A 26425-nucleotide genomic window follows, 5' to 3' on the forward strand; every position below is an offset into this window, starting at 1 on the left:
GGGTTTGGATAAATATAAGGTTTATCCAGTTTTATAAAGTGATATTGAATAAAATTGTTTTGTCGAGGACTTACTATTTCTGCAATAAAGCCTCGACGACATCTTTGGCTTTGTCTAGTTGTCCCATAAAGACCATATTTCCTTCCTTATTGATTACCACTACCGTTGGGTAAACATAGACACCAAAATCATCCATGACCTTTTGTGTGCCTTGGAGGACCTTGAAATCATAGCCTTTTTTCCGAATGGATTCGAAAGCCTGACCGGGATGGTCGCTGCTCATTGGGCGGTTTACAGCGTAAATGGCGACTTCCGGTTGATGCTGGTATTGCTCATGGAGTTGCTGTAGTTCAGGGAATTTCTTCCAACACGGGGCACAGCCAATAAACCAAAAGTCCATAAGGACAATTTTTCCCTTTAGGTCTCCATTTGTGATGCTTCGTCCTTCTTGATCGGTAACCTTAAAGTCCACGGAGATCTCATCGGTTACCTGACCTGAAGTATTCCCAAATTCTATATAATGGACCCACGTATCATACAGATTAAGGTTAAGTACAAAGGGGAAGAGAAAAAGTAAGAAGGTATAGCGGTAGCGGTTCTTTATCTGATCCGTAGCGAAGACGGCCGCTGCCAATACGCCCAATGCCAAACTGAGTATTGTAGGGAATACTTTCATCGCAAATTTTAAGCTGGGCAGGTTGGCAAAAGCATAAAAGATGACCGCAAAGAGAGAGGCGTAAATTACCCATTTTGAAGGGAATAGTTTAGTGAGTTTTTTGATGCAAAGTGCGTCAATGGAAAAAATCAATATAAAGCCGAGCAAGGCGCCAAACCCCCAAAGATTATAGTCCCTGGACAAGGATATAATGTGGGCGCAAATAAAAAATGTAACGATAAATAAAATGATTGACAGAAAAATCCTGATAATGGTTGTTTTCATGTATGAAGATAGAATATTTGATTTTCGTTATACTACGTTAGTCTGTAGAGCTTGGTTCAATCACCACTCATCGATAAGAGTAAACCTGACCTTATCACCTTGTTTTTTTTGGGAAAGGCAGGAGATTGCTTGTGGGGAAAGTTGGAGGATCCGTGGATATCCCCCTGTCACTTGGGCATCCTTCATGAGGATCATGAGTTTACCACCAGGAGTCAGTTGGACCGTTCCGGGATAGACCGGAGCGGTAAGGATTTCGCTCAGGCTGTTTTCAAATTTCTCTTCCAGCTGGATTCCCATGCGGTTTTGTTTGGCAGACAAGTAAAACTCACCTGCCAATAACTGCTCGAAACGTTGTTCATCCATCTCTGCAGCTTCTGCACCGCGATATACTTCCAATACCTCATCCTCAAATAACGCATCATCCATGGCTACTTTGGCATGGGGAGCAGTTCGCTTCTGTGGTACCGATTGGTAGGGAAGGGACATTCCTTTTTCCAGCTTGGTGTTTTGGGTGATTCCTGCATACCAGCTTTTGCTGCCCAAGACTTCTTCTGTTTGAAAACCACCATAGATGCCAAGGTAAATCCTACACCCTTTTTTTACTGGAGAGAGCCTAAGGAGCTCACCTGCTTTGATGTCGATGACATGGTTGATGGGATAAGTCTGACCGTTCACTTGGATGTTTACTGGTGCGCCTGTGATGACGATGGTAGTAGGATGGTGAAACTGAAATTCCCCACCGATCAGGGTGAGTTCCAGACAGGCATCGTTTGGGGCATTTTGAAGTAGGTGATTGGCCAATAAGTATGACTGTTCATCCATGGCTCCGGCGGCGGGGATTCCCCAATGTGCATAGCCGAATCTACCCAGATCCTGAATGGATCCATAAAATCCCGACTTGATCACTTCAAGCGTTCCTTCAGATCTTTTCATAAGGCAGTTGGTAGTTTTTTTCTTCCATTTGAGAAATGATGTCTTGATAATTTTCTGCAGAGATAGCTTCAAATTTAATTTTATCCCCAGGCTGTGGTTTTAGCGGAGGATCCATATTGACGTCAAACAACTGGACTGGCGTTTTGCCTATCACATTCCATCCTCCTGGACTGTTCATGGGGTAAATGCCCGTTTGTTTTCCCCCAATTGCGACTGATCCCTTTTCAATCATTGGATCAGGCTGTTCTTTTCGAGGTACGAAGAGCTGCTGGTCCAATCCTCCGAGGTACATAAATCCAGGCATAAAGCCGTAAAAATACAAGAGGTAGCTAGGTGCCTGATGAAGCGCAATGAGCTCATCTTGAGCCAAGCCAGTGTGTTTGGCTACCCGCTCTAAATCTTTTCCGGTGTACTGAACAGGGATGGTCCATTGTTTTCTGGAAAAGTTTGATGACGAACTGCCGTTTTTTTCCGCAATGCGCTCCAGTTTGTTAAGGACTTCATCAAGGGCTATAGGAGATGCAAAGCGAAGGCTTAAGCAATGATACCCCATGGTTGTTTCCAGTAATGCCTCTTGCCAGATATGCTGGATTTGAGTTTTCATGGACATCATTTCCATCAGCGTGGACTCCTCGATTGAGGCGGGCCAATACAGTTCCAATATCGTTGGGGAGATATGTTTGTACTTGAATTGATGTGACATGGATTGGGTTGCTTTAATTAGTGGTTAATATGATGTTCGATTTAATTCTTCATGGCCTTATAAATGGCCTTGGTCAGGGCTAAAGCTCCAGGATTGTCTCCATGGACACAGACGGTATCTGCTAAGATTTGCTGCGTCATTCCTGATACGGTCTGTACCTTTGCCTCTTTCACCATTTTTTCTAAATGAGTGACGGCATCCTCAGGCCTGTGGAGCAGTGCATTGGGGTCGCTTCGGGAAACAAGGCTGAGATCATCATTATAGTTTCGGTCTGCAAATACTTCATGCCAGACCTCTAGGCCATTTTCTTTGGCCGTTTTCGCCATGACGGATCCGTAAGGTGCATAAACGATGGCTTCAGGATAGTAGGTTTTAATGAGCGCTACGAGCAAACTGGCCGTGTCCAAATCTTTGGCCGCCAGGTTGTACAAGGCTCCATGGGGCTTGATATGGTGCAGGGTGGCGTCAGTTTTGGAAAGTGCCTCTTCAAAATCCCTTAGCTGGGATAGAAGTGTAGCCAACAATTCTTCTGCTGGCAAATCCATAGGCTTTCTTCCAAAATTCTTACGATCTGGATAGGAGGGGTGAGCACCGATTTTCACTTGGTGCTTTTGTGCCAATTTAATGGTCGCCACCATGGATTTTTTGTTTCCTGCATGCCCACCACAGGCGATATTGCAACTCGTAATGTAAGGCATTACGTCAGCATCGGATGCCATTCCTTCCCCTAAGTCGCAATTGATATCTATTGTCATAAACTCCAATTTTGTATCACACTCAATATGCTCTTACATCCCAATATCAAGGTGATTACCCAAATGGCAATGCCTAGTATATTGGCTAAAAGGTGGTTTTTGTACTTGCCCATTATCTCAGGCTTATTGACCATCCAAAGGATAAAGGTACTTAAAACAGGTAATAAAATCCCATTCGCGAGTTGCGCCATTGCGATCAATTCGATGGGTTTGATTTCTAAAGAAGCAAAAATCACACCGAGCAGGAGAATGCCACTAAAGGTCCACCGCATGGGGGGTGACGAGAGGGTGTTGCTCCATCCAAAACAACTACAAATAACTAGGCCACCTGCCAATGGGGCAGTGATGGAGGAGGTAATACCCGCCGAAAAAAGACCGATTCCCAAGAAATAGGGAGCAAATGATCCAATTATAGGAGTAAGGCTTTTGCTCAAATCAGTGATGATTTCCACTTGTTTGGCTGTACTCAAGGTACCCGTCACTAAAATAGCCATGGATACCAATCCGCCTAAAATAACAGCAATGAAGATATCGGCTCTTACGTAACGTAGTGTTGTTGTGCTTTTCCATTTTCGTGAAACCAATGATGAATGTAGAAAGAGATTGTATGGGACCACTGTCGTCCCGATCAAAGCCACAATGGTGAGAATATTATCTGCTCGGACACTGGGAACGAGCCCCTTCAGCAGTGTTGGCAAATGAGGCTTTCCTGCCATGGCAGTTATCAGAAATACCCCACTCATTATCAATACTACCCCGATCATGAACCATTCTATTTGCCTATAATTTCCACTCAACAAAAGTCCCCAAGCCACTAGTCCCGTCAGCAAGGGTAAAGGGCGAAAATATCCTCCTAAAGCCGAAGTTGTCTTTTGGGGTAAAAATGCTTCTAGTCCCATCACTGCCCCACTGAGGTTTCCTGCTTCATAGGCCGCATTTCCCGCCACAATGGCCACGATGACCAATCCCAAAGCGAATATCCTGGCGGCTTTGGTCTGTATTTCAGCTCTCATGACTTCGGGCAAGCTTTTTTGGGTGATCAGACCGATTCTGGCGGCCATTTCCTGTAGGATGATAGTCGCGATGACAGACAATAAAAGGGCCCATAATAATTCATATCCGAAGTTCACTCCGGCCATACTGCATACAGTTACGGTACCTGGTCCAATAAAAGCCGCAGCGATCAAGGGCCCAGGCCCTACATATTTACGCCAGTTTTTAATCATCTGTCATATTCATTTTCTGGGATTTGCATAATAGCAATCTAGCTAAATCTGATGATTTAACCCCGAAATACTATTACTATGGACATGTCTTGTCCTTTCGTGTGAGGATTGAGACGTAAATTGTCCCAGTATTGTGGTGGAGGTTTAGTTATAGTGATCGGTGTCTGTTAATTTGCAGTAAAAAACAGCAAGAAATGGAATTGATCCTAGTTGGGCTACTTATCGTGAATGTGTTACTTAGCAGTTGGATGTTGGTGAAATATGGAAATGATCGGTCACATAGCAAAGCGATTGACGAAAAATTTGGTGCTATCAAGCAGGATTTAAATACCCAAATGGCTGAAAACCGTAAGGAAATTGGCTTGCAAATGAACCAACAGTTCAAGTTGGTCATGGACATGGTACGTGAATCAGGTAAGGATCAGAACGAAACCTTACGGGATTTTGGCAAGCTTTTCAGGGAGAATGTCCGTGAATTCAATGACTTGCAGCGGGAGAAATTTTCCGAACTTGAACGGCGACAGGAAAAGATGCTGGTTTCGACTGAGGCACGTCTTGAAAAGATGCGCGAAACAGTGGATGAAAAGCTTCAGAAAACCCTGGAGACGCGTTTGGGACAGTCCTTTGAGGCCGTGAGTAAACAGCTTCAGGCGGTTCAGAAGGGATTGGGCGAAATGCAGCATCTTGCCACTGGAGTAGGAGACCTTAAGCGGGTGCTTACCAATGTAAAAAGCCGGGGGATTTTGGGTGAGTATCAGCTTCAAAGTATTTTGGAAAATATCCTTTCTCCTGATCAGTACACGGCAAATGCCGTCATGAAAAAGGGGAGTTCCGAGCGGGTGGAGTTTGCTGTCAAGCTGCCCGGCAATGATGAAGAGCCCGTTTATCTTCCTGTGGATGCAAAATTTCCCCAGGAAGCCTACCATCGGCTTTTGGAAGCCTATGAAGTAGGTGACAAAAATGGCATGGAAATAGCCACGGCTGCGCTACACAAGGCAGTGAAGAAATCCGCCCAGGATATTTGTCAAAAGTATATCAACCCACCCTATACCACTGATTTTGCGGTGATGTTTTTACCTATGGAAAGTTTATATGCCGAGGTGATCCGCGAAGGGGGATTGGCTCAGCAGTTGCAGCAGCAGTATAAAGTAGTCGTAGCTGGTCCGACGACCTTTGCAGCGATGCTAAATAGCCTGCAAATGGGCTTCAAGACCTTGGCGATACAAAAAAGGAGCAGTGAAGTATGGAAAGTACTTGGAGCGGTAAAATCCGAGTTTGGCAAGTTTGGGGATTTGATCGAAAAGGCACAGAAGAAACTCAATGAGGCCAATAACGAACTGGATACTTTAGTGGGTACACGGACCCGTGTGATCCAGAGGAGATTAAGAGATGTGGAAGCATTGCCAGAAGATGAAAAAGACAAGTTCTTGGAGAGCTAATCGAAGGCAACTGATGAAATTTTCATATTTCTTCATGCAACTTTGTGGTTTAGCACTCGTTTTTTCTGATAAAAGGAAGAAGCTATGAAATCCAAAATAGTAATAGGGCTGGTAGCGCTGGTCATGGCGACTGCGGCTTGTAATCCCGTAAAAGTTTACTTAGAGAAAGAAGAGGTGAATGCTGAGCGGAGCTATAAGACCTTTGTTGTTATCAACCAGTACCAGGGAAAGGAAGCTTGGAACTCTCCTACATTGGACAAGAACCTAAGGGATGGGCTGGCTCAGGGCATGCAGGAGCGCGGTTATGAAGAAAACCTGCAGCACCCAGACCTAATCCTTCGATACAATACATTGCTTAGCGAAGGGGAAAAGGAAGTAAGAAGTAATGATTATTATGGAATGTCTCCATACGGCCCCTATGGAATGTACAATCCATATATGTACCGTAATCCTTATGGAGCACCCTACTGGCCTAGCAGCACGGAAATAGAGAAGTATAATTTAGGCGAAGTAGTGATTGATTTTATAGATCCGAAGGCCGATGAGGTGATTTTGCGTATCAGTGCTGTAGGTGAAGTGAATAATGTGAAGCAGAAGTACAAGAATATAGATGTATCGGTGAACAAAATTTTGAGTGAATTTTCGAGGAATATGCATTCGGGCGGTTAACTGATCATAATTTTTTTCATTGTTAAACGGGAATAAATGCGTTTGATTTGATATTTGTGTTTAGATTTTACTCCTTTAATGATTATTTTAGGACAAACCGACAAGTATTCCGTTACATGATAGACTATAATAACAAGACTTTTAAATCCATATCCAATACCGATAATGGTGAAGTTTCAGGAGAAACTGTTTTTAAGTACAAACAGGAAGAGACTGTGCTATCAGGAACGTACTCAGGAGGAGGAATAGCAAAAGGCAATCTCATCGGAACCGTCGATGATAAAGGCATCATACAAATGAGGTACTGCCATATCAATTCCAAAGGGGAGATCAAGACCGGAAAATGCACCTCAAGACCGACCCAGCTAGCTAACGGAAAAATTCAGCTTCATGAGGTTTGGCAATGGACTTCTGGTGATTTTTCCAAAGGGGAGTCAATTATTGAAGAGGTTTAGGGAAATACTGCTTGGGATAAGAAAGTAAAACCCAAAAACATTATGATATAAGCAAAATAGGGCTACTTTTAGCGTACGCATCCTTTGGGATGCGCTAGAAAAATTGATTTACAATTTTGTCATTGAGGTTCAAAACAACTTATCTTTACGCCCATGGCTATGAATATTGTTATTGCGGGGGCTGGTGATATGGGATTTCATCTTGCAGAATCACTCAGCTATGAGAACAAGGACATTACCCTGATCGACACAGACAAGGATATTTTGGAGCATGTGGCTTCCAGACTGGATGTGCTGACAGTGATGGGGGATTCGGCATCCATTGATGTCCTGAAGAATGCCAACGTGAAGGATGCCAATATGGTGATGGCGGTCACTACTTCCGAGAAAACCAATATCGTAACAGCGATGCTGGCAAAGCAGCTTGGAGCCAAGCGGGTGATTGCAAGGGTGAGAAATCACGATTATTTGTTGGAGGATAATGTAGCTTACTTCCATAACCTAGGCATCGATGATATCATTTCTCCCACGATGCTTTGTTCTGGGGAGATTCACCGTATGGTCAAAAACTCCACTTTTTCGGATATTTTTGAATTTGAAGAAGGCAAGATCAATGTGATGGGCGTGATCTTGGACCAATATTCTTCATTGGTCAATAAAAGGCTTGCAGATACCCGGACCATGTCTATTTTTGAGGATGTCCGGATCATAGCTATTGTGAGGGACCAAATGACCATTATTCCTGGAGGAAATACCATGCTCAGAAATAATGACCACGTTTATTTTGTGTCCAATAAGAAAGCCAGTGAATCCATTGCCCAGCTGACGGCCCAGCGTGAGATAGATATTAAAAACGTAATGATCATCGGTGGCGATGATTTGGCTTTTACCTCTGCCTTGAAGCTCGAGCCCGAATATAAAGTGACGCTTATCCATAACAACAAGGAGCGTTGTAAATGGCTCTCAGAGCGGTTGCATTCTACGCTGGTCATCAATGGGGATTATAAAAATATCGAACTGCTGATTGAAGAGGGCTTGGAAGAAATGCAGGCGTTTTTGGCATTGACAGAGAGCTCCGAAACCAATATTATCACTAGCCTCAGTGCCAAAAACCATGGGGTATATAAGACCATCGCCCATGTGGATACACGAGAATATATCCATATTTCGCATAGTATCGGTGTGGATTCATTGATCAATAAAAAATTAGTGGCTGCCAATCAAATTGCGCGACACCTAAGAAAGGGCAAAGTAGAAGCTATTTCAGGTATTTATGGTGTGGACGCTGAATTTATCCAATACGTCATTTCCAAAAACAACCGGCTTACCAAAAAGAAATTAAGAGAGCTCCATTTTCCAGAAACGGCTATTGTGACTGGGGTGATTCGAGGAGATGAGGTGTTCATTCCTGATGGTGACTTTAAAATGCAGCTGAATGATAAGGCGATTGTACTGGCCCTTCCATCTGCCAAGTCCAGTCTGGAGAAATTATTTAACTAGCATATGATCCATTATAAGGCGATTGCGAAAGTTATGGGAGGATTACTGATGCTGTTGGGGTTGTTGATGCTTCCAGGTATCGGTTTTAGTTTCTACTATCAAAGCGGCGACCAGATGCCACTGATTTATTCGGCCTTCGTGTCCATGGCTATAGGCGGATTGCTGTTTTTTTCATTTTCCAAAGAAGATCAGAATATCCGGAAGCGTGAGGGATACCTTATCGTGGCTTTAAGTTGGATTTTTATGTCCCTATTTGGGATGTTGCCTTATCTAGTGAGTGGTACACTCATCAATTTATCTGATGCGATTTTTGAGACAATATCGGGACTGACTACTACTGGCGCTTCTGTTTTGAATGATATCGAGGCATTGCCAAAGGGGATTTTGTTTTGGAGAAGCATGACCCAGTGGATAGGTGGTTTGGGAATCATTGTCCTCACGGTAGCGATTTTTCCACTCTTGGGAATAGGAGGTATAGAACTGTTTGTCGCTGAATCTCCAGGTCCTACATCAGATAAATTGCATCCCAGGATTCGGGAAACGGCCAAGCGGCTTTGGTATGTTTATGTGGGACTGACGATTCTTTGTATTGGGTTGTATTACCTGGGAGGCATGGATTTTTATGATGCCGTAAACCATGCGCTTACGACGTTGGCGACAGGTGGGTTTTCGACCAAGAATGCCAGCATGGCCTTTTTTGATGTTCCTTTCATCCAGTATGTTGCGATTATCTTTATGTTTTTGGCAGGGACCAACTTTACCGTGATCTATTTTGGGATAATGGGGAAGTTTGATCGGGTGTGGAAAAGTGATGAATTCAAGGCGTATGTTTTGGTGGTGGCATTGATCATTATCGGTTTGACTATTCCTGTGTATTTTATTGGAGGATTGGAGCTAGAAAAGGCATTTAGGGATACAGCATTCCAAGTGGTGTCACTGATTACGACGACGGGATTTGTGACGGCCGATTATACAAGCTTTGGCCATGGCCTTACCATTTTGTTCTTCCTGTTGCTCTTTGTAGGTGGTTGTGCAGGTTCGACCGCAGGAGGGATCAAGTTTATCCGCCACCTTACGTTCTTTAAAAACACCCTTTTGGAGTTTAAGCGGATCGTTCATCCCAGGGCAATTGTAACCCTCAAAATCAACAATGAACGCGTAACGGGCAAAATCATCACGCACATCATGATTTTTTTATTGATTTACTTGATGGTGTTTGTCGTGGGAAGTGTGATGTTGTCTATTGTAGGATATGATATGTTGACCAGTTTCGGAGCGGTAGCAACTTGTCTGGGAAATGTAGGCCCCGCGATTGGCAATGTGGGCCCTTTGGATAATTTCTCCTTCTTTGATCCATTTACCAAAGTCTTCTTATCCGCTATTATGTTGCTTGGTCGTTTGGAGCTGTTTACTATTCTGGTATTGTTTACTCCGTATTTTTGGAGGGCAAATTAGTAGTAAATTGAACTTGTTTTAAAGAAAAATCCTTCTTGTATAAACACTATTTGTTAACCAAACGTATTTTTCACTCTATGGAAATAGATTATCAGATCATTTCAGTTTTTACTGATCAAAACCGCAACTTTACCGGAAATCCTGCTGCTGTGATCCTGTTGGACAAACTTCCTGCTGAAAGGGAAATGCAGGCCATAGCCAAAGAGCTCAATCAGCCAGCTACCACCTTTTTGGTCAAGGAGCCCGGAGATGATCGATTTTCGATCAGGTGGTTTGCGCCTGATGCAGAGATTGGACTTTGTGGACACGGAACTGCCGCGGCCACTGCTTTTTTGGGACAGCAAGAGCCTGGTAACCGGACATTCACGTTTATTTATCCTGAAGGAAAACTGGAAGGGATATTACATGCCGATCAAACTGTCTCCATCAATACGAAGTCGATTGAAGTCTTGGAAGCGCTAGAGGAGATTCCAGAACCCATCGTGGAGGGACTGGGAATCCCTTTGTTGGCCATGTATCGGACGGACAATAAATACATCATTCTGGCCAAAGACGGAGGAGATATTAAGAAAATGAATCCTGACTTTGAGCGCCTATCGGCGTGTGACATTTTTGGTTATGCCGTTACTGCTCCGGGCGAAGATGTGGACTTTATAAGCCGCACATTCGTACCGCATACCTTGCAGAAGGAAGATTATGCCACGGGATCTTCACACGCCATTTTGGTGCCCTTTTGGGCCAAAAGACTGGAGAAGAAGCATCTAAAGTCCTTGCAGCTTAGCAAAAGGGGCGGGGCGTTTTCGTGCGAATTGACCGATAATGGTTTGGTTTCCCTCAAAGGAGCTTTTGTGATGGAAAAAACAGGCAAGCTATCTTTTTGAAGCCTCATAGATGAGGGAGGCGGGGATTTAAAAGCAAAGAGCAGTAAAGGGATTACTGCTCTTTGTTTGGTAAGTGAATATTCCCACCCAAAAAAGCCTATAAATGCCAAATTTATGGGTTAGGGACAATTTTGACAATGCCTGTACCTTGAATGCCGACATAGATGTGGTTGTCTGGACCGATTTTTACATTTCTCATTCTTCCCGAGCCATCCATCAATTTGGTTCTTTTGGTTACCTGCTTACCTTCTAAGGTGAGCATTTCCAAGTATTGGAATTTTAGGGATCCTACGAGCAGGTTTCCTGCCCAATCGGGATAGGTTTCCTCTGGCACCAACGCAAAACCACAGGGTGCAATGGAAGGTACCCAGTAATAAAGCGGCTGTTCCATGCCTTCTCGGTTGGTTTCTTCAGTCAACATTGAATCGTCATAATTGATCCCATAGGACACTTCTGGCCACCCGAAATTGGCACCTTTCTTTACGATATTGATTTCATCTCCTCCTTGAGGGCCATGCTCATTGACCCATATTTCATTGTAAACGGGGTGGAAGATCATTCCTTGGGGGTTCCGGTGGCCGTAGGAATAGATAGCTTTCTTGGCATTTTCATCATTGTAAAAAGGATTGTCTTCAGGAATGGCCCCATCGTCATGTAGCCGATAGACTTTGCCGCCATCACGGGTGATGTCTTGGGGATTTACATCCCGTTCGCCCCTTTCACCTACAGAAAAATAGAGGTATCCATCGTCGTCGAAAGCCATTCTGGAACCAAAGTGTTGTCCCTTTTCTGTATTGGGGGTTGCTTTATAAAGGACCTCTTGATCTGTAAGGCTACTTCCGTCAAATTTCGCTCTCATAACAGCTGTGTGGGCGCCATCACCCTCTCCTTCCCCAGACGAATAGGTGAGATATATCCATCCGTTAGTGCTGTAATCGGGGTGGAGTATAATGTCCAAAAGACCACCTTGCCCTTTGGATACGACATCTGGGGTGCCGGGAATGATTTTCTTTTGGCCGTCTTTGGCGTATATCAGTTCGCCATCTTTTTCGGTAACCAATATGGCTCCGTCTGGAAGAAAAGCCATTCCCCATGGATTGTTGATGTCTTCTACCACTGTTTCGGTGGTGTAGTTTTTTGGGTCATCTCCAATTGGAGGAGTATTTTCCATGACCTCTGGCCTTTTGTCCTGTGCGCATGAAACACTGCCCGTTAAAACCATGACAAAAATGACAAGCCGTTGGGTGAGCAAAATGTTTGTGATCGGTTTTTTCATTTCAATAGGTTTGTTTATAGGTTTCTTTATTTTATAAATATAATCAATTAAATGTGGAAAAGTTTTCCAATAATGAAGATGGAGGCATAAAATACATAAGTGGTGTCCGTAGTGGCGAAAGCCTTCTTCAGCGAACAATGAACTATTCCGACGCAGAGCGTCGAGAAATTCTTCAGATTAAAAAACTATGATCCATTTATCGTCCATACTACCATAAACTGTATCTTTAACCCAAACTTAATGCTCTGCTATACTTATGAAAATGAAATTAGGCATATTGGTATTGTTGATTTTCACTTTTTCCTCTTGCGATGACCTTACGGATTCGCTTTATGAGGATAGGGTCCTTACCTATGATCTTCAAACGGTCAGTACAGCGTATGGTTATACCGGTGAAGCGATCTTTAAGGAATTTTCGAATGGCTCAGGCATCGAGGTGACCATCCAGCTATACGGGGATGCTTCAGAAGACGAGTATTATTTTCCGGCGCATTTGCATTATGGAGCTTATGAAGCAGGCACTGATGCCGGTATGGCGGACATGCTGAGCAGCGTGGATATCAGGTCGCTGCGGAGTGTGACAGTTCTGGAAGGACACAGCCTATCTGATCTAATGGAAGATGACTTCCACATCAAAGTGCACTTGGCAACCTCGGGGCCAGAATACGACGTTATTTTGGTAGCGGGAAATGTCGGTAAGGCTGCTGGCTCATGATCCTTGAACCCGCATGATGCATTAGCCTATCTATTGCGACCTGATCCGCCGCGGCGGACAAAATCAATCGCTTCCCTGCTGTTTTCGATTTCACCATCCACCGCGGCGGATGATTCAATCTCCAAACAGCCTGATTTTCTTGTAGTTTCAGCTCTCATAACGATTCCTAATGCATAAAGCGGGCAATGCCGTTTGGTTAGTGTGTATCTGGAAAATACGGGTTCTACCTTTTTTCCTTGGGCAGTTATTTTTGTAGCTAAATCCCTAGGTGGTTTTCATCCCTTTACCTTTGTTACTTTTTTGCTTCTGGTCAAAAAAGTAACCAAAAAACCCCGCCGCTGTGCAGCTATTGGCCTAAAATTAAAGGCTCCCCTCATGCAGGCAAACTCCTCATGTCTAAAGCCAAGCAGGCCTATCTAAAGCCAGGTAAACCTTCTTTAGCTGCCAACATTCTTTTTGGTCAGCCTTTCGTCAAACAAGCCTGCCTTTTTGCCCACCCGCTATTTAATTTCTTAACGCCCAATACCTGCAAGGCGGATTCAGTTAATAACCTGAGCTCGACTTAATTTTTGTATTAAAATCGTCATACGAACCCTTTTAAGGAGGATGTGGGTTGGAAAAGGGGGTGGCAACTCGCCGCGGCGAGCTGCCACGGCTTCCACCCCTCAAATCTCCTTCTAAGCCTCGCAGTGACGATTTTAAAATCGAACTGAGGTTAATAAGTCCCAAAAAGGTATCGCTTCCTTATTACGGTCCTTGGTATGCCTGTTTTCCAGCCGATGGTGGAGGCCGTTAAGAAAGTGAGTTGGCTCGCGTCGTGGAACAGTGAGCCCCACTCACTTTTAGGTGGTAGCCATCGGGTGGAAATTAAACCCGGAATATGCATTAGCCTATCTGTTGCGACCTGAAACTGCTTCAAAATCAGTCGTTTCACTTTAGTTTGGAGGCATTAGCGTAGCGGTGCTACGCTAATGCCTCCAAACTAACTGATTTTCTTGCACTTTCAGCTCTCACTACGATTCCCAACGCATAATCCGGGTTAAAATGGGTGAGGGATCCACGTCGCAGGGGAAATCCATGTTCCATTTTAAAAGGCATACCACCGGCCTGGATTTTTTTCTTTCTTTTTTCATCAATGGAAAAAAGGAAAAGGATAAAATCCACCAGGATGATCAGGTTTCCCCAGCCAAAGTCAATCAAAAAAGACTTTTAGGTATATGAAAAGAAGGAAATCCCCATAACTAAACGACATTGATAATGCGGGTTGAAAAGCCCATAAAATAGCCCTGGATTCCAGTCGGAAAACAGGGCTTTGCATAAATGTTCAAGGCGTTTTATAGGATTACGTCAAAGTCAATATCCAGATCGCTTTCTCCTCCAGCCTGCACAAAATTTTCCCAACTTGGGTTATTCGCGCCTTCAAAATCCTTGTCCAAATCATGACGTAATACGAGGTTCAACATACCGGTAGTACTGCCTGCATTTTCATCAACGGTAATATAGCCTCGAAGTCCGATAGGATTTCCATCTTCGTCTTCATCGTCATACATATATTCCAGAAAGCCGTTTTCGCCTAAGAAAGCACTCCCCACGAAGAAAAACTGGTGATGGTCTCCTTCTTCTTCGATTTCTTCGGTAACATCTTCATTGGCAATTCCATTAAAGGCAGTAATCTCTACTAAGTATCTTTTACCAGCTTCCAAGCCATCGATGTCGTCGATGACTACATTTCCTCCCAATCCTATACCTTCGTCAGAAGAGGCGTTATATTCCATGGCAGTTCCAATTACCCCATCGTTTCCGTCCACCTCTGTAAAGGTAAGGGAGACGTCAGTGATCACTTCTTGATCTAGCTCTGGTACAGGATCATCCTTGCTACAAGATAGCAACGTTGCTGATGCGATGGCCAGCAGGACCAATGCTGAAAGTTTTTTCATGTTGATCATAGTATTTTGTTTAAAATTCATATTTAAGTCGTAAGGAGATATTTCGGCCCATTTCATGGGTAAAATACCTAAAACGGTTCATGTAATCTTTGTATTCTGTATTGAAGATATTGTTTACGGCAAGACTGCCTTTTAGGCTGGACTTCTCCTTTTGGAATAGCTTCCTATTGATACTGGCACTCCAAAGGTTGTAGCTTGGAGGAGCGGGAGCCAAGTCAAAATCTGGTTCCCTTCTTTGCTTGAATACCGTCAGGTTGCTGATTTCAATTTTCCCGATTTTATCAGCTTGATAAACCAGGCCGGTTTCCAGTCTGTCGGCAGGAATAAAGGGGAGATAGTTTTGTTCTGTAAGGTTTTTTGCCCGGATCAGGCTTCCCTTGATATACCAGGACAGTGAAGGAAGCAATGTATAATCTGCACTTAAATCCATTCCCCAGAAGAAGGCGTCTGTCTGTAAATATTCATAGACATTGAATGTGCCCCTTAGTGATACGTACTCTTCTCCGGTAGGGTTTAAGTAGATATAGTTGTTGATTTTATGGTAATAGCCTGTCAGCTCAGCGTTTAATTTATCATTACTGAAGTTTACCGTGTTTACCCATTTAATGGCCTGTTCACTGACCAGATTGGGATCTCCGATTTCCACTGCGGCAGCACCATGATGCAGGCCTTGACTGAATTGCTCATTGATATTTGGGGGACGCCAAGCGGAGCCCAGGTTAGTGGTAACGAGCCAGTTTTTGTTCAGGCTGTATCCGGCACCTAAGAAGGCCGTGAAGTTATTGAATGTGAAATCCTGTTCATTCAGTTCTCCCTGATTATAGCGGGCTGCATCCACAAAGCGGTAATCGTAGCGTACGCCTCCCTCTAACTCTAGCGGTCCATTGGTGTATTTTTCAATCAAGAAGGCACCAAGATTAAGCATGTCATAATTTGGGATCAGCGGTGTTACGCCTGTTCCGGGAATGTTGTTATTGGCTTGCTGAAGGGCACTCACACCAATAGATCCGTTCCAGTTTTCGTTCGATGTGTGTTCGTAGGATACGTCTATGGTGTTGGTAAACAGTTCGAGGTCCAGTGCTGCCCTATCATTTAAAGCGCCTCTTCTGATGTCATACTCTTGTCGGTTGTTTTGTTGAAAAGCATATTTTAGGTTGATGACACTGTTGTTGTCAAGATGATAATGGCCTTTTGCTTTAAAGAGTTGGTGGACAACTTCCTGTCTGGGATTTTCGACGGTATAAGTGAAATCAGGGTCAGAGAAAGGCCTGCCGTTAGCAATCAGTTCTTCCAAGTCGGAGGAATTGCCCGTATGGGAGTCACTCAGAATCCCAATGGTGGTGGCAAATCGACTATAAAAAAGTTCCATTCCCAATTTCTTAGTATTATAGCCCACTGCACCGGAGAAGTTCAGTTCCCGCATACCGGTATTGTCTTGATAGTATTCAGGTGTTTTGATGTTTCCGCCCGCCCGGGAAGATGCTTGGAGGCGGTATCCAAATCCCTGGAAGTTTTTTAATCCACCTTCAAGAGAAAAAGCAGCAGCACCATTCCAGCCATTTGTACTTCCCACCAAAGTGGCTGACCCAGAAGTGCCTGCAGACACGGGAAGTTTTGGAGGAGATACCAATATGACACCTCCCATTGCTTCTGGGCCAAAACGTACCGTTTCGGCTCCTTTGACCACGGAAATATCTTCGGCCATAAAAGGATCTACTTCAGGGGCATGTTCCACGCCCCATTGTTGGCCTTCCTGCCGAACCTCATTGTTAAGGATCATGATTCGGTTGCTGTGCATGCCGTGAATGACAGGCTTACTGATGTTGGCACCTGTAGTGAATGTGGTGACACCTGGAAGTTCCTTCAGCGTTTCTCCGAGGTTTTCTCCGCGGTTTTCATCCAATATATCTTTGCCAAGGTGGGTGATGCTGTTCAGGGTATTGACAGCGTCCTTATGTCCGACAATCTCAACTCCATCGATCAAATACTCCTTGGACACCATTCGTATGGTCATGTTGACATGATCATGGACGTTAAGCTGGAGCGATTGGCTGGAATACCCCAAAAATTCTACACTTAAGCCGTAATGACCTTCACAGATGTCATGGAGGTGGAAGTTGCCATTTTGATTGGTAATGGTGCCCTTTTCCAGTTCCTTTATCCAGATATATGCACCTTCAATAGGTTCTTGGCTTTCTTGGTCCACCACTTTTCCTTTAAAATCAAAAGCACACTTTTCCTGCGGAAAAGCAGGGCGGCAGATTACCAAAAAGAATAAGATGAAAGTCTGTTGCTTGAGCATTTTGATCATGAGAGCACAAATATAACGCAATAACGTTGCTTAATGCAATTTGGTTTCATTGAAAATTTCCACTTCCAACAGGCGCGGACCGATGACCGTAAAACCAAGTGAAAAGGTTAAACCCGCATTCAATGCCGTTTAGTTAGTGTGTGTCTGGAAAATACAGGTTCTTTTTTTTCCCCTTGGGCAGTTATTTTTCTTGTTAAATTCCAAGATGGTTTTCATCCCTTTACCTTTATTACTTTTTTGCTTCAGGTCAAAAAAGTAACCAAAAAAACCCGCCGCTACGCCACGGCGCACAGGTGTGCAGCTATTGGCCTAAAATTAAAACCTTCCCCCATGCAGGCAAACTCCTCCTGTCTAAAGCCAAGCAGGCCTATCTAAAGCCAGTTAAACCTTCTTGAGCTGCCAACATTCTTTTTGGGCAGCATTTCGTCAAACAAGCCTGCCTTTTTGCCCGCCCGCTTTTTAATTTCTTAACGCCCAATACCTGCAAGGCGGATCCATTTTATACATGTTTAAAAAAGGCCATGGATTAAAACCATAATTTTCTCAGTGGACGATCCGTATTGGAAAATCTCTTTAACTAAACGATATTGATAAAGCGGGTTAAAGTGTCCAAGCGCGAAAGTTTGAGACTACCGGTTTTCTTAACTGTAAAACCTAGGATTAATAGGTGCCAAGTGCTTGTTGTCACCTGTAAAGAAAGAAATTTATCGCTCTCCTAAAATATTGCTTGGTCCGGGTAAGGAAAGCGGCATGCGAAACGTGGAAAAAGTAAGGAAGGTAGCCCTTTGGACACCTATATTGCGGCGTAGTAGATATAGGGGTATCCAAAGGACTTTGTAAAGCAGAAGCTTAATTTTCATACTGTGGCTGATTCCCTCCAAATGCCCTTAGGTTATAGGTAAGGGTGAGCATAAAGAACTGTCTCAGGACATCGGTTCGTTCGGTTTCGATATACACGTCGGTAACACTCCTGTTAATGCTGGTGTTTTGGTTGAGAAGGTCAAAGACAGTCATTTTTAGTTCTAGGTTTTGTGTAGGAGGAAATCGGTATCCAAAGTCAGCATTCATTAGCCAGACAGATTGATCATATTCTTCTCCTAAGCCAACATAAAATTGATTATTGACATTGGTACTGATAAAAAAGCCCTTCCAGAAGTTCCAGTATAGATCCAATCGGGTTTCATGCGAATAGTATTCTGTGTTTCTATTTTCTTGTATCGAGCTTTTTACAAGATTGTAGTTTCCTGAGGTGCTGAGGTTAAAGTCGAGTTTTTCGCCCACATTACTGCTGACCCCTATGCCTTGGCCCAGCCCTAAGTTGTGATTGTTGTTAAGTTGATCATTGATAAGGCCAGGAGTATTGGAGTAACGAATCCTAGTGTCCAAATTAAGGTTACTTTTCATAAAGTTCAGCGGAAAGCCAAACGAGATGCTCGTATTGGCATTCCAAGCTCTGCTGAGATTTACAGGCATGCTGAGTTGCCCGCCTTGTCGCAGCAATACCTCGTTTTGGATTAGGGTATCCTGTGTAGCAATGTAGGTGCTTGTTCCCATAAAATTGTTGCGGAGACCAGCAGAGAACCACATGAAAAAGGACTTGGAGTTTTCCAAGTTGATTTTTCTAATACGGGTAAAGAGTCGGTGCTCATATTCCTGTTCCAGTTCAGGATTCCCCATGCTTATTTGTAGGGGGTTGCTGTTGTCAATTACATCTTGCAATTGTCTTACTGATGGTGCATCGGTATCTGTTCGATAGCCTACACGTACGCTCAGTGATTTGCTCGGTTCATAGTCCACATATAGACGAGGTACGAAGTTTTTGAAAGTTCTTTTGGTATTTTCATATCCTGGGAAGATGCGGTCACTATTGAGCTTAGATACTTCATAGTTTAGCGAAGAAAAAATCCTCCAGACTTCTCCAGCATAGCGATAGCCCAAACTGAGTTCATTTCTTTTGTAGCTATTTTCAAATTCGTTGCTCAAGGTACTGTCCTTTTCAAAAACGGTGGACTCCATTTCACGTTGGGAAACGTCTTGTAAATTGTCGCTCTTGTCATCCCCTATTTCATATTCTACCCTTAATTGGGAATTTTCACCGATTGGTTCGGTGTATTCGATTTCTACTTCATAATCAAAAGACCCATTTTTATTGTTGGTTCTTTGAATGAGGCTATCAAGGTTTCCACTTTGGTAGTTTTGGTTGACAGAGATCAGGCGGGAGTCACTTTTGTTGTCCCGATAGCCCGTTTCGATGCTGGTAGAGATAGTTCTTCCCGGTTTGTTAAATTTGTACCGATAAGTAAAATCATTGTCAAATCTCAGCCTTTCATTGGTGCTTTCAGTGGCATTTACAGTTTCACTGATCGGTGTGGATTGGTCAAATAGGTTGACGGCGGCAAGCCTATTGGTGGAATTCCCTTTCTCATAAGAAAAACGCGGTCTCCAAATGATGGCGTGCTTTTCAGTGATGTCATATTCCAGCTTCATGTTGACCCGGTGCAATTGGCTATTGTTTTCTTCCTGTCTTTCTTCTTCGTAAAATTGTAAACTATCGCTTGGCAGAATGTATTCACGGGTAGATCTCCGTCTCAAGGTATTCTGACTGTCATTAAAGAAATAATTTCCTGAAAATCGGGCTTTTCCATCGTCAAATTTGTCCGTAAAATTGGTGCCCAATGAATTTGTGGTTGTTATTCCGGGCCTTTCACGTACCGTAATATCATCGCTGTCCCTTCTTCCCCATCCACGGCTATCGCCCGCCCCAAAGGCTCCAGTCAGGTCATCTGCTGAAAAATTTTGTTGGTTGATGTTATTGCTAAGTCCCAATAAGGAAAGGCGCTGGGCACCTTCAAAGAAATGGACTGCACCACCTACCAGGTAGTTGTCATCAGTACCGTAACCGGCAAAGAGCTGGCCGAATTTTCCGCCACGAGTTTCCTTTTTTGTGATGATATTAATGGTCTTAATGGTCTCCCCATCGTCAAATCCAGTCAACCGGGCCTGATCGCTTTTTTGGTCAAGAAACTCAATCTTATCGATGACGGCCACAGGAAGGTTTTGCATGGCCATTGCAGGGTCATCCCCAAAAAACGGTTCTCCATCCACCAATACTCTTCCGACCGTTTCTCCTTGGACCTCGATCGTTCCTCCATTCATACGGACACCGGGCATTTTTCTGACCAGCTCACCTGCACTGGCTTGAGAGCGGGTTTTGTATGCAGTGGCATTAAATGAGACCGTATCCCCTTTTACCTCACCTGTCATTGCCTGTCCCTGGATTTCCACTTCCTGCAGTTGGTTGGCATCTTCTTCCAAGGCTATTGTACCAAAATTACTGATGTCGGTTTTCTTGATCGTTCTACGCAGAGTCTTGTAACCGATAAAACTGATTTCCAAAACGAAGCTGTTTGCCTTTGGTTTGGTAATCTTAAATTCACCGTTTTCATCGGTGTATGTATTGGCGAGATTTTCACCCTCAGCATTTTTTAAAAAAATGTAAGCTCCAGGAAGTGTTTCCTTGGATTCCTTGTCCACTATTTTGCCTCGGAGCATATTTTGCCCAATGAGGTCTCCACATAGTAACAAGCAGAAAAAAAATAGTAGATAAATTTTACGCATAGTGTTGTTTTTGAGTTAGTTGTGATTGTTTTTTATTGGTGATCTCTTCTTTATTAGACTGCTAAATTACGTAAAGGTTTACCTTACGACCATATTATTGTATGAGTGGAGCGTATTTAAGGTGAGTGGGGTAAATAGATGGTGGAAATTTGGCCACTATTATATGAAAAAATGCAGAGTACTAGTTTTTTAGGTGCAAAGGAAGCCCCGAATTAGGAACAACTAGCGAATATACCGATCGGATTCCCATATACCGGGATGCTGTTTTCTCTTATTCTTTTAAATGTTGTGTAACTCGTGAATTTGAGATTACGATTACCTAAAACAAGATAGGTTTTTGGGGTAAAGATCCAATGTCGTTTAGTTAGTGTGTGCCTGGAAACATTGGTAGTATTATTTTTCTTTCTAAATCCTAGGTGGTTTTCATCTCTTTACCTTTGTCACTTTTTTGCTTCAGGTCAAAAAAGTAACCCAAAAAAACCGCCGCTACGCCACGGCGCACAGGTGTGCAGCTATTGGCCTAAAATTAAAACCTTCCCTCATGTAGGTAAACTCCTCCTGTCTAAAGCCAAGAAGGCCTATCTAAAGCCAGGTAAACCTTTTCTAGCTTCCAACATTATTTTTGGCTAGTATTTCGTCAAACAAGCCTGCCTTTTTGCCCACCCGCTATTTAATTTCTTAACGCCCAATACCTGCAAGGCGGATCCGATTAATAAGTTTCTTATGGATACATTATCATCATTATTCCATGTAGTGGTATATTTTCTTAAGTAACCAAGTTGAGCCGGAACTATAAGCCCCCCTGAGCCAAAAAAGGTATCGCTTCCTTTTGACGGCCCTTGGTATGCCTGTTTTCCAACCGATGGTGGAGGCCGTTAAGAAAGGGAGTTGGCTCGCGTCGTGGAACAGCGAGCCCCACTCGCTTTAAGGTCGTAGCCATCGGGTGGAAATTAAAATGGGTGCCGGATCTCGGTCGCAGGGTAAATCCATGTCCCATTTTAAAGGGCAGACCACCGGCCTAGATTTTTTTCTTTCTTTTTTCATCAATAGCCTGCCCCGAAGGCTTTCGGGGGAAAAAAGGAAAAGGATAAAATCCACCAAGATGATCAGGTTTCCCCAGCCAAAGTCAATCAAAAAAAGGACTTTTAGGTATATGAAAAGAAGAAAATCCCCTGAACTAAACGGCATTGTGGAAAGATTTAGTATTTACAAGGTTTTTTTATTGTCGATATTAGGGTAGAAAAGGTCTGTTTAGCTTTTTTAAAGATTAACTTTTGTTGATTTGTTTTATGGATTAAATTTTATTTCTATGTTTGTTTTTTATTATTAAAGAATTTTAAAAGGGTTTGAAATGCAGTTATTTTTATTTAAACGTTTTGTAGTGTGTTGTTTTTTATTCAGTGTGCTAGGGGCATGTCAGTCAGATTTACCCGTGCCTGCCAACCATGCTATCACCGACCAAAGTGGAGCGATGAGGAAAACCTTGGAAAACAGGTACGTTGTTGTTTTGAAGGAAGGTGTTGGAGGTTTAAAGGTAGCACAGGACAGCAAGTTGATGAAGGAACAACTCCGGTATCTTATAGGTGAAATGTTGGGTATGCAATCCATGAAAAATGATCGAATAGCCCATATATATAGTAGTGGTTTTATCGGATTTTCAGCCTATTTGAGCGAAGGTGAATACAAAAAACTAAGCCAATTGCCTGAAGTGGCCAGCATTGAAAAAGATCAGGAAATAACTTTCCGGGACATTGAACCTAAAATAAACCAATCAGCGTATGCGGGACGTGCTGGAAGCGTACCAGGAGACTTGGTGCCTTATGGCGTGGAGCGTGTTGGCGGACCGCTATGCTACACGGGTAAGAATGTGGTGTATGTAGTGGACAGTGGCATAGACCTGCAGAATGAAGAACTGAATGTAAATGTATCCCGTGGATTTAACGCCATTTATACAGGAGAGGAAAGCAGTACCTTGCAGGATTTTAATGGACACGGTACCCACGTAGCGGGCATCATAGGTGCAAAAATGGACGGTAAGGGAATTGTAGGAGTCGCGGCAGGAGCGACGGTGATCCCTATCAAAATCGTAGATAAAGATGGAAGAGGAACCTATTCTGGAATTTTAGCAGCCTTGGATCATATCATGATTGACGGCTGCAAAGGTGATGTGGTCAATGTCAGTCTAACCGGGCCAGTGACACCTGTATTGGAAACATCCATAGAAAAGGCATCAGATAAGGGGATAAATTTTGTTTTTGCTGCAGGAAATGAAAGTGATCATGCCAAAGATTACTCCCCGGGGAGGCTAAATGGGAAATATTTCTTTACGGTTTCGGCCATGGATGAAAATGATGTGTTTGCTGAGTTTTCCAATTATGGCAATCCCCCGATTGATTGGTGTGCACCTGGTGTAGGGGTGCTTTCCACCTGGATAAATGGGCAATATAATTTTAGAAGCGGGACATCCTACGCTGCACCTCATGTAGCTGCCTTGATTCTTCAGGGAGGCCCGGTAAAGGATGGTCTGGTCAAAAATGATCCCGATGGAGATTGTGACCCCATTGCAGTGAGAAAATGCCCTTGATTTTGGCGATAAATGGTAGGAGGCAAGCGGAAAGCTTGGGGACATCTTGTGTTGATACCCAAAGACAGGCCAAGATCCCCACCGCCATACACGTCATTAAAGCGTTTACTTGACACTAGGCAATGCACAATTTTTTAAACCGCATTATCAATGTCGTTTAGTTAGTGTGAATTTTGAAATATTGGTTCTATTATTTTTCTGCTAAATTCCAAGATGGTCTTCACCTCTTTACCTTTGTATTTTTTTTACTTCAGGCCAAAAAAGTAACCAAAAAACCCCGCGGCTACGCCACGGCGCACAGGTGTGCATCTATTGGGCTAAAATTAAAGCCTACCCCCCATGCAGGCAAACTCCTCCTGTCTAAAGCCAAGCAGGCCTATTTAAAGCCAGGTAAACCTTCTTTAGCCGCCAACATTCTTTTTGTCAGCCTTTCGGCAAACAAGCCTGCCTTCTTGCCTACCCGCTTTTTAATTTCTTAACGCCCAATACCTGCAAGGCGGATTCAGTTAATAAGTCCCAAAAAGGTATCGCTTCCTTATTACGGCCCTTGGTATGCCTGTTTTCCAGCCGATGGTGGAGGCCGTTAAGAAAGGGAGTTGGCTCGCGTCGTGGAACAGCGAGCCCCACTCGCTTTTAGGCCGTAGCCATCGGGTGGAAATTAAAATGGGTGACGGAACCACGTCGCGTGGGAAATCCATGTCCCATTTTAAAGGGCAGACCACCGGCCTAGATTTTTTCTTTCTTTTTTCATCAATGGAAAAAAGGAAAAGGATAAAGTCCACAAAAATGGCCAAAGCCATACAGTTAAAGTCAAATAGAAAAGAAACTCCTAGCAGGTGAAAACAGGGAAATGACCTTAACTAAACGGCATTGATAAAACGGGTTTAACATCCTTAAACTGGTATTCAACGCAACGGGTTTAATCAGGGACTTTTGGGAGGGAGTATCCAGGAGATAAATCCCTGTTCCGTCAGAAAAATTGTTTGATCTACGATCGGTTTAGAGGTATCAGGCCTTTATGTTTGCTTTATTCTCTTCTTGAGCTCAACGAGCAAATACTCAAGTCCATTGATCCGGATTTCATACATGGTGTGTAGCCACATGCCGAGTTTGCCTTCGGGGAATCCCTTTCCATGCATCCAAACAAGGTAGTGTTCCGGGATATCACAGATCAATTTGCCCTTGTACTTCCCAAAAGGCATTCTTTTGGTCACTAGATCTACAAGTATTTCTTTTTGCATGCACGAAGATATTCTAAATTCCTTTTAACTTTAAAAAGAAATGGAAATACTCCTTCCGTTTTTACCAGCAGTAATAAATAAGGAGTCTAATTTTGATTATATGAGATTATTTAAAGCAATTGGTGTTTTTATTCTTCTAGTTGGTGTAATGGGGAAATCGTCTTTATATGCCCAAAGTGGTGTGGAGGGAGATTGGAAGGGTGTCTTAGAAGTGATGGGGCAAAAGATTCCACTGGTTTTTCATTTGAATAAAGCAGGCGAAAAGTGGGAAGGGACCATGGACAGTCCTGCACAAGGGGCTACAGGCATGGCCTTGGATAAGGTTTTGGTCGATTCTTTGGAGGTGTCCTTGGGGGTTAGCGGCTATAATATCAGTTATAGTGGAAAGCTGGAGCTAGACACCATTCGGGGCATGTTTTTGCAAAGTGGAATGGAAATTCCCCTTTTACTGTGGAGGCTACCAGCCGATGATCAGGGTATGGGCAAGAGACCTCAGGAACCGAAAGGGCCTTTTGACTATGAGCAGATCGAGACTTCTTTTAAGAATGTTTCTGCCGGAATAACCCTTAAAGGAACCATCACGAAACCTAAGGGCGTGGGGCCATTTCCGGGCGTGATTTTGGTTTCAGGCTCAGGTCCTCAGGATCGAAATGAAGAGATGTTTGGCCATAAACCGTTTTTGGTTTTGGCCGATTATTTTACACGAAATGGAATAGCAGTGCTCAGGTACGATGAGCGTGGAGTAGGGGACTCCGGGGGAGAATTTAAAGATGCCACTACCTTTGATTTTGCTGATGATGCAGAAGCGGCCATGTCCCATCTAAGGAAGTTCCCCTTTGTCAATCAGCTAATGGTGGGAGTAATAGGGCATAGTGAAGGGGGCATGATCGCTTGGATGATGGCAGCTAAAGGTAAGGCGGGCAGTTTTGCGGTTTCTATTGCTGGGCCTACGGTTCCCGTGCCGCAGTTGATGAGACAGCAGGCAAGGGATTTTCTAGCATCCGTGGAGGCTTCAGATGAGCAAATGGCAAGGGAAGAAGAGGTAGTGGGGATCATTTATGACGTATTGTCGGAGACCAATGACTATGATAGTTTGGAGATAGTACTTCCTGACAGGTTGGATGAATATCTTAAAAGTACTGGGGAGAACTATTCCGAGGAAGAGCTTGAGGAATTTGTGGCAAAATATGCAAATATCCTTAGCCCATGGTTTTTTACATTTGCTAAAATCAACCTTCAGGAGTATATCCATAAGACGGAGATTCCTGTTTTGGCTCTTTTTGGAGGTAAGGATATCCAAGTGAATGGCAGCAATAATGGGGAGGTCTTGGAGAGGATAAAAAAGGAAGGAGGAAAAGAGAATTTCACCGTGAAAATATACCCGGATCTCAACCACCTCTTCCAGCACAGCAGCACTGGTGCAATGGGTGAATATGGAACCATTGAAGAGACCTTTAGCGAAGAAGCAATGGCTGATATTGCCCAGTGGATCATAAGTCGATAAAGAGAATGGATGTTTGATAATGGGCTCAGTTGCTTTATGGATTTTGCACTAAATTTCGGTTTTCAGTGGAAATATGCCCAAGATAAGGACAAAATCAGAAGAAATATGTCAGATTAATATAGACTACATTTCTTTACTAAATTTTAATTCAATAAATTTGACCTAGCAAAAAATCACCATCCTATACGAGGTTGTACGATGTTTTTAGCATGCGAACCACTTTATTGTTTGGAATGTTTAGAGAGTGGGGAGTGAGAAGATAGATTTAAAATAA

22 protein-coding genes are annotated in these 26425 nt (G+C 43.5%); 12 read left to right on the forward strand and 10 right to left on the reverse strand.

Annotated features, from left to right (window positions below; genetic code table 11):
- Positions 1-73: 73 nt before the first annotated feature.
- From FDP09_RS14170 to FDP09_RS14190, 5 genes are read right to left on the reverse strand one after another with little or no spacing between them, the layout of a single operon-like run.
- Positions 74-940, reverse strand: a complete 867-nt coding sequence (locus FDP09_RS14170; protein ID WP_137403293.1) for a TlpA family protein disulfide reductase — start codon at positions 938-940, stop codon at positions 74-76.
- A gap of 60 nt (positions 941-1000) precedes the next feature.
- Positions 1001-1873 carry a 5-oxoprolinase subunit C family protein gene (locus FDP09_RS14175; protein WP_137403294.1) on the reverse strand — a complete coding sequence of 291 codons (873 nt, stop codon included), beginning with the start codon at positions 1871-1873 and terminating at the stop codon, positions 1001-1003.
- The gene (gene pxpB, locus FDP09_RS14180) at positions 1860-2576 is read right to left on the reverse strand and encodes a 5-oxoprolinase subunit PxpB (protein ID WP_137403295.1); all 717 of its coding nucleotides are present in this window, start codon (positions 2574-2576) and stop codon (positions 1860-1862) included. Before pxpB ends, FDP09_RS14175 begins: the two co-directional genes overlap by 14 nt.
- Positions 2577-2617: 41 nt before the next feature.
- Positions 2618-3331, reverse strand: coding sequence for a 5-oxoprolinase subunit PxpA (gene pxpA, locus FDP09_RS14185; RefSeq protein WP_137403296.1), 714 nt, complete (start codon positions 3329-3331; stop codon positions 2618-2620).
- The gene (locus FDP09_RS14190; protein WP_137403297.1) at positions 3328-4557 is read right to left on the reverse strand and encodes an Nramp family divalent metal transporter; all 1230 of its coding nucleotides are present in this window, start codon (positions 4555-4557) and stop codon (positions 3328-3330) included. The genes pxpA and FDP09_RS14190 overlap by 4 nt, the downstream gene beginning before the upstream one ends.
- A gap of 194 nt (positions 4558-4751) precedes the next feature.
- Here FDP09_RS14190 and FDP09_RS14195 point away from each other — a divergent pair, with 194 nt between their 5' ends.
- From FDP09_RS14195 to FDP09_RS14220, 6 genes are all read left to right on the forward strand, one after another.
- Positions 4752-5996, forward strand: a complete 1245-nt coding sequence (locus FDP09_RS14195; protein ID WP_137403298.1) for a DNA recombination protein RmuC — start codon at positions 4752-4754, stop codon at positions 5994-5996.
- An 84-nt stretch (positions 5997-6080) separates the two neighbouring features.
- Positions 6081-6665 (forward strand): DUF4136 domain-containing protein, encoded by a 585-nt coding sequence (locus FDP09_RS14200; RefSeq protein WP_137403299.1) that lies wholly within the window; start codon positions 6081-6083, stop codon positions 6663-6665.
- A gap of 116 nt (positions 6666-6781) precedes the next feature.
- Entirely contained in the window at positions 6782-7120 is a 339-nt protein-coding gene (locus FDP09_RS14205; protein ID WP_137403300.1) for a n-acetylglutamate synthase, read from the forward strand.
- Positions 7121-7273: 153 nt separating this feature from the next.
- Positions 7274-8620 (forward strand): Trk system potassium transporter TrkA, encoded by a 1347-nt coding sequence (gene trkA / locus FDP09_RS14210; RefSeq protein ID WP_137403301.1) that lies wholly within the window; start codon positions 7274-7276, stop codon positions 8618-8620.
- A 3-nt stretch (positions 8621-8623) separates the two neighbouring features.
- The gene (locus FDP09_RS14215) at positions 8624-10075 is read left to right on the forward strand and encodes a TrkH family potassium uptake protein (protein WP_137403302.1); all 1452 of its coding nucleotides are present in this window, start codon (positions 8624-8626) and stop codon (positions 10073-10075) included.
- Between the two features lie 77 nt (positions 10076-10152).
- A complete protein-coding gene (locus FDP09_RS14220; protein WP_137403303.1) occupies positions 10153-10956 on the forward strand; it encodes a PhzF family phenazine biosynthesis protein in 804 nt (267 codons plus the stop codon).
- A gap of 112 nt (positions 10957-11068) precedes the next feature.
- On the opposite strand, the gene FDP09_RS14225 is transcribed toward FDP09_RS14220, so the two are convergent.
- Positions 11069-12232 carry a PQQ-dependent sugar dehydrogenase gene (locus FDP09_RS14225; protein WP_137403304.1) on the reverse strand — a complete coding sequence of 388 codons (1164 nt, stop codon included), beginning with the start codon at positions 12230-12232 and terminating at the stop codon, positions 11069-11071.
- 262 nt (positions 12233-12494) lie between these two features.
- On the opposite strand from FDP09_RS14225, the gene FDP09_RS14230 reads away from it, so the two are divergent.
- Positions 12495-12947, forward strand: coding sequence for a hypothetical protein (locus tag FDP09_RS14230; protein ID WP_229683504.1), 453 nt, complete (start codon positions 12495-12497; stop codon positions 12945-12947).
- Positions 12948-13708: 761 nt separating this feature from the next.
- On the forward strand, positions 13709-13855 hold the full coding sequence (locus FDP09_RS23815; protein ID WP_187328675.1) for a hypothetical protein: 147 nt from the start codon (positions 13709-13711) through the stop codon (positions 13853-13855).
- Positions 13856-14281: 426 nt separating this feature from the next.
- Here the strand turns inward: FDP09_RS23815 and FDP09_RS14235 are convergent, their stop codons facing one another.
- The 3 genes from FDP09_RS14235 to FDP09_RS14245 form a co-directional block, all read right to left on the reverse strand.
- On the reverse strand, positions 14282-14884 hold the full coding sequence (locus FDP09_RS14235; protein ID WP_137403306.1) for a hypothetical protein: 603 nt from the start codon (positions 14882-14884) through the stop codon (positions 14282-14284).
- Positions 14885-14903: 19 nt separating this feature from the next.
- Positions 14904-17204, reverse strand: a complete 2301-nt coding sequence (locus FDP09_RS14240) for a TonB-dependent receptor (RefSeq protein WP_137403307.1) — start codon at positions 17202-17204, stop codon at positions 14904-14906.
- 849 nt (positions 17205-18053) lie between these two features.
- Entirely contained in the window at positions 18054-20756 is a 2703-nt protein-coding gene (locus FDP09_RS14245) for a TonB-dependent receptor (protein ID WP_308421166.1), read from the reverse strand.
- Positions 20757-22173: 1417 nt separating this feature from the next.
- On the opposite strand from FDP09_RS14245, the gene FDP09_RS14250 reads away from it, so the two are divergent.
- The 3 genes from FDP09_RS14250 (at position 22174) to FDP09_RS14260 (ending at position 24246) form a co-directional block, all read left to right on the forward strand.
- Positions 22174-23406: a S8 family serine peptidase gene (locus tag FDP09_RS14250; protein WP_137403309.1), complete on the forward strand. Its 1233-nt coding sequence runs from the start codon at positions 22174-22176 to the stop codon at positions 23404-23406.
- Positions 23407-23579: 173 nt separating this feature from the next.
- Positions 23580-23885 (forward strand): hypothetical protein, encoded by a 306-nt coding sequence (locus tag FDP09_RS14255; protein ID WP_137403310.1) that lies wholly within the window; start codon positions 23580-23582, stop codon positions 23883-23885.
- A 73-nt stretch (positions 23886-23958) separates the two neighbouring features.
- Positions 23959-24246, forward strand: a complete 288-nt coding sequence (locus FDP09_RS14260; protein ID WP_137403311.1) for a hypothetical protein — start codon at positions 23959-23961, stop codon at positions 24244-24246.
- A 176-nt stretch (positions 24247-24422) separates the two neighbouring features.
- On the opposite strand, the gene FDP09_RS14265 is transcribed toward FDP09_RS14260, so the two are convergent.
- Complete coding sequence (locus tag FDP09_RS14265; RefSeq protein ID WP_137403312.1) at positions 24423-24647, reverse strand: DUF3820 family protein; 225 nt, start codon at positions 24645-24647, stop codon at positions 24423-24425.
- 100 nt (positions 24648-24747) lie between these two features.
- Here FDP09_RS14265 and FDP09_RS14270 point away from each other — a divergent pair, with 100 nt between their 5' ends.
- Positions 24748-26151 carry an alpha/beta hydrolase family protein gene (locus FDP09_RS14270; RefSeq protein ID WP_187328676.1) on the forward strand — a complete coding sequence of 468 codons (1404 nt, stop codon included), beginning with the start codon at positions 24748-24750 and terminating at the stop codon, positions 26149-26151.
- Positions 26152-26425: the final 274 nt, after the last annotated feature.

Source organism: Echinicola rosea, assembly GCF_005281475.1.
Classification (GTDB): domain Bacteria; phylum Bacteroidota; class Bacteroidia; order Cytophagales; family Cyclobacteriaceae; genus Echinicola; species Echinicola rosea.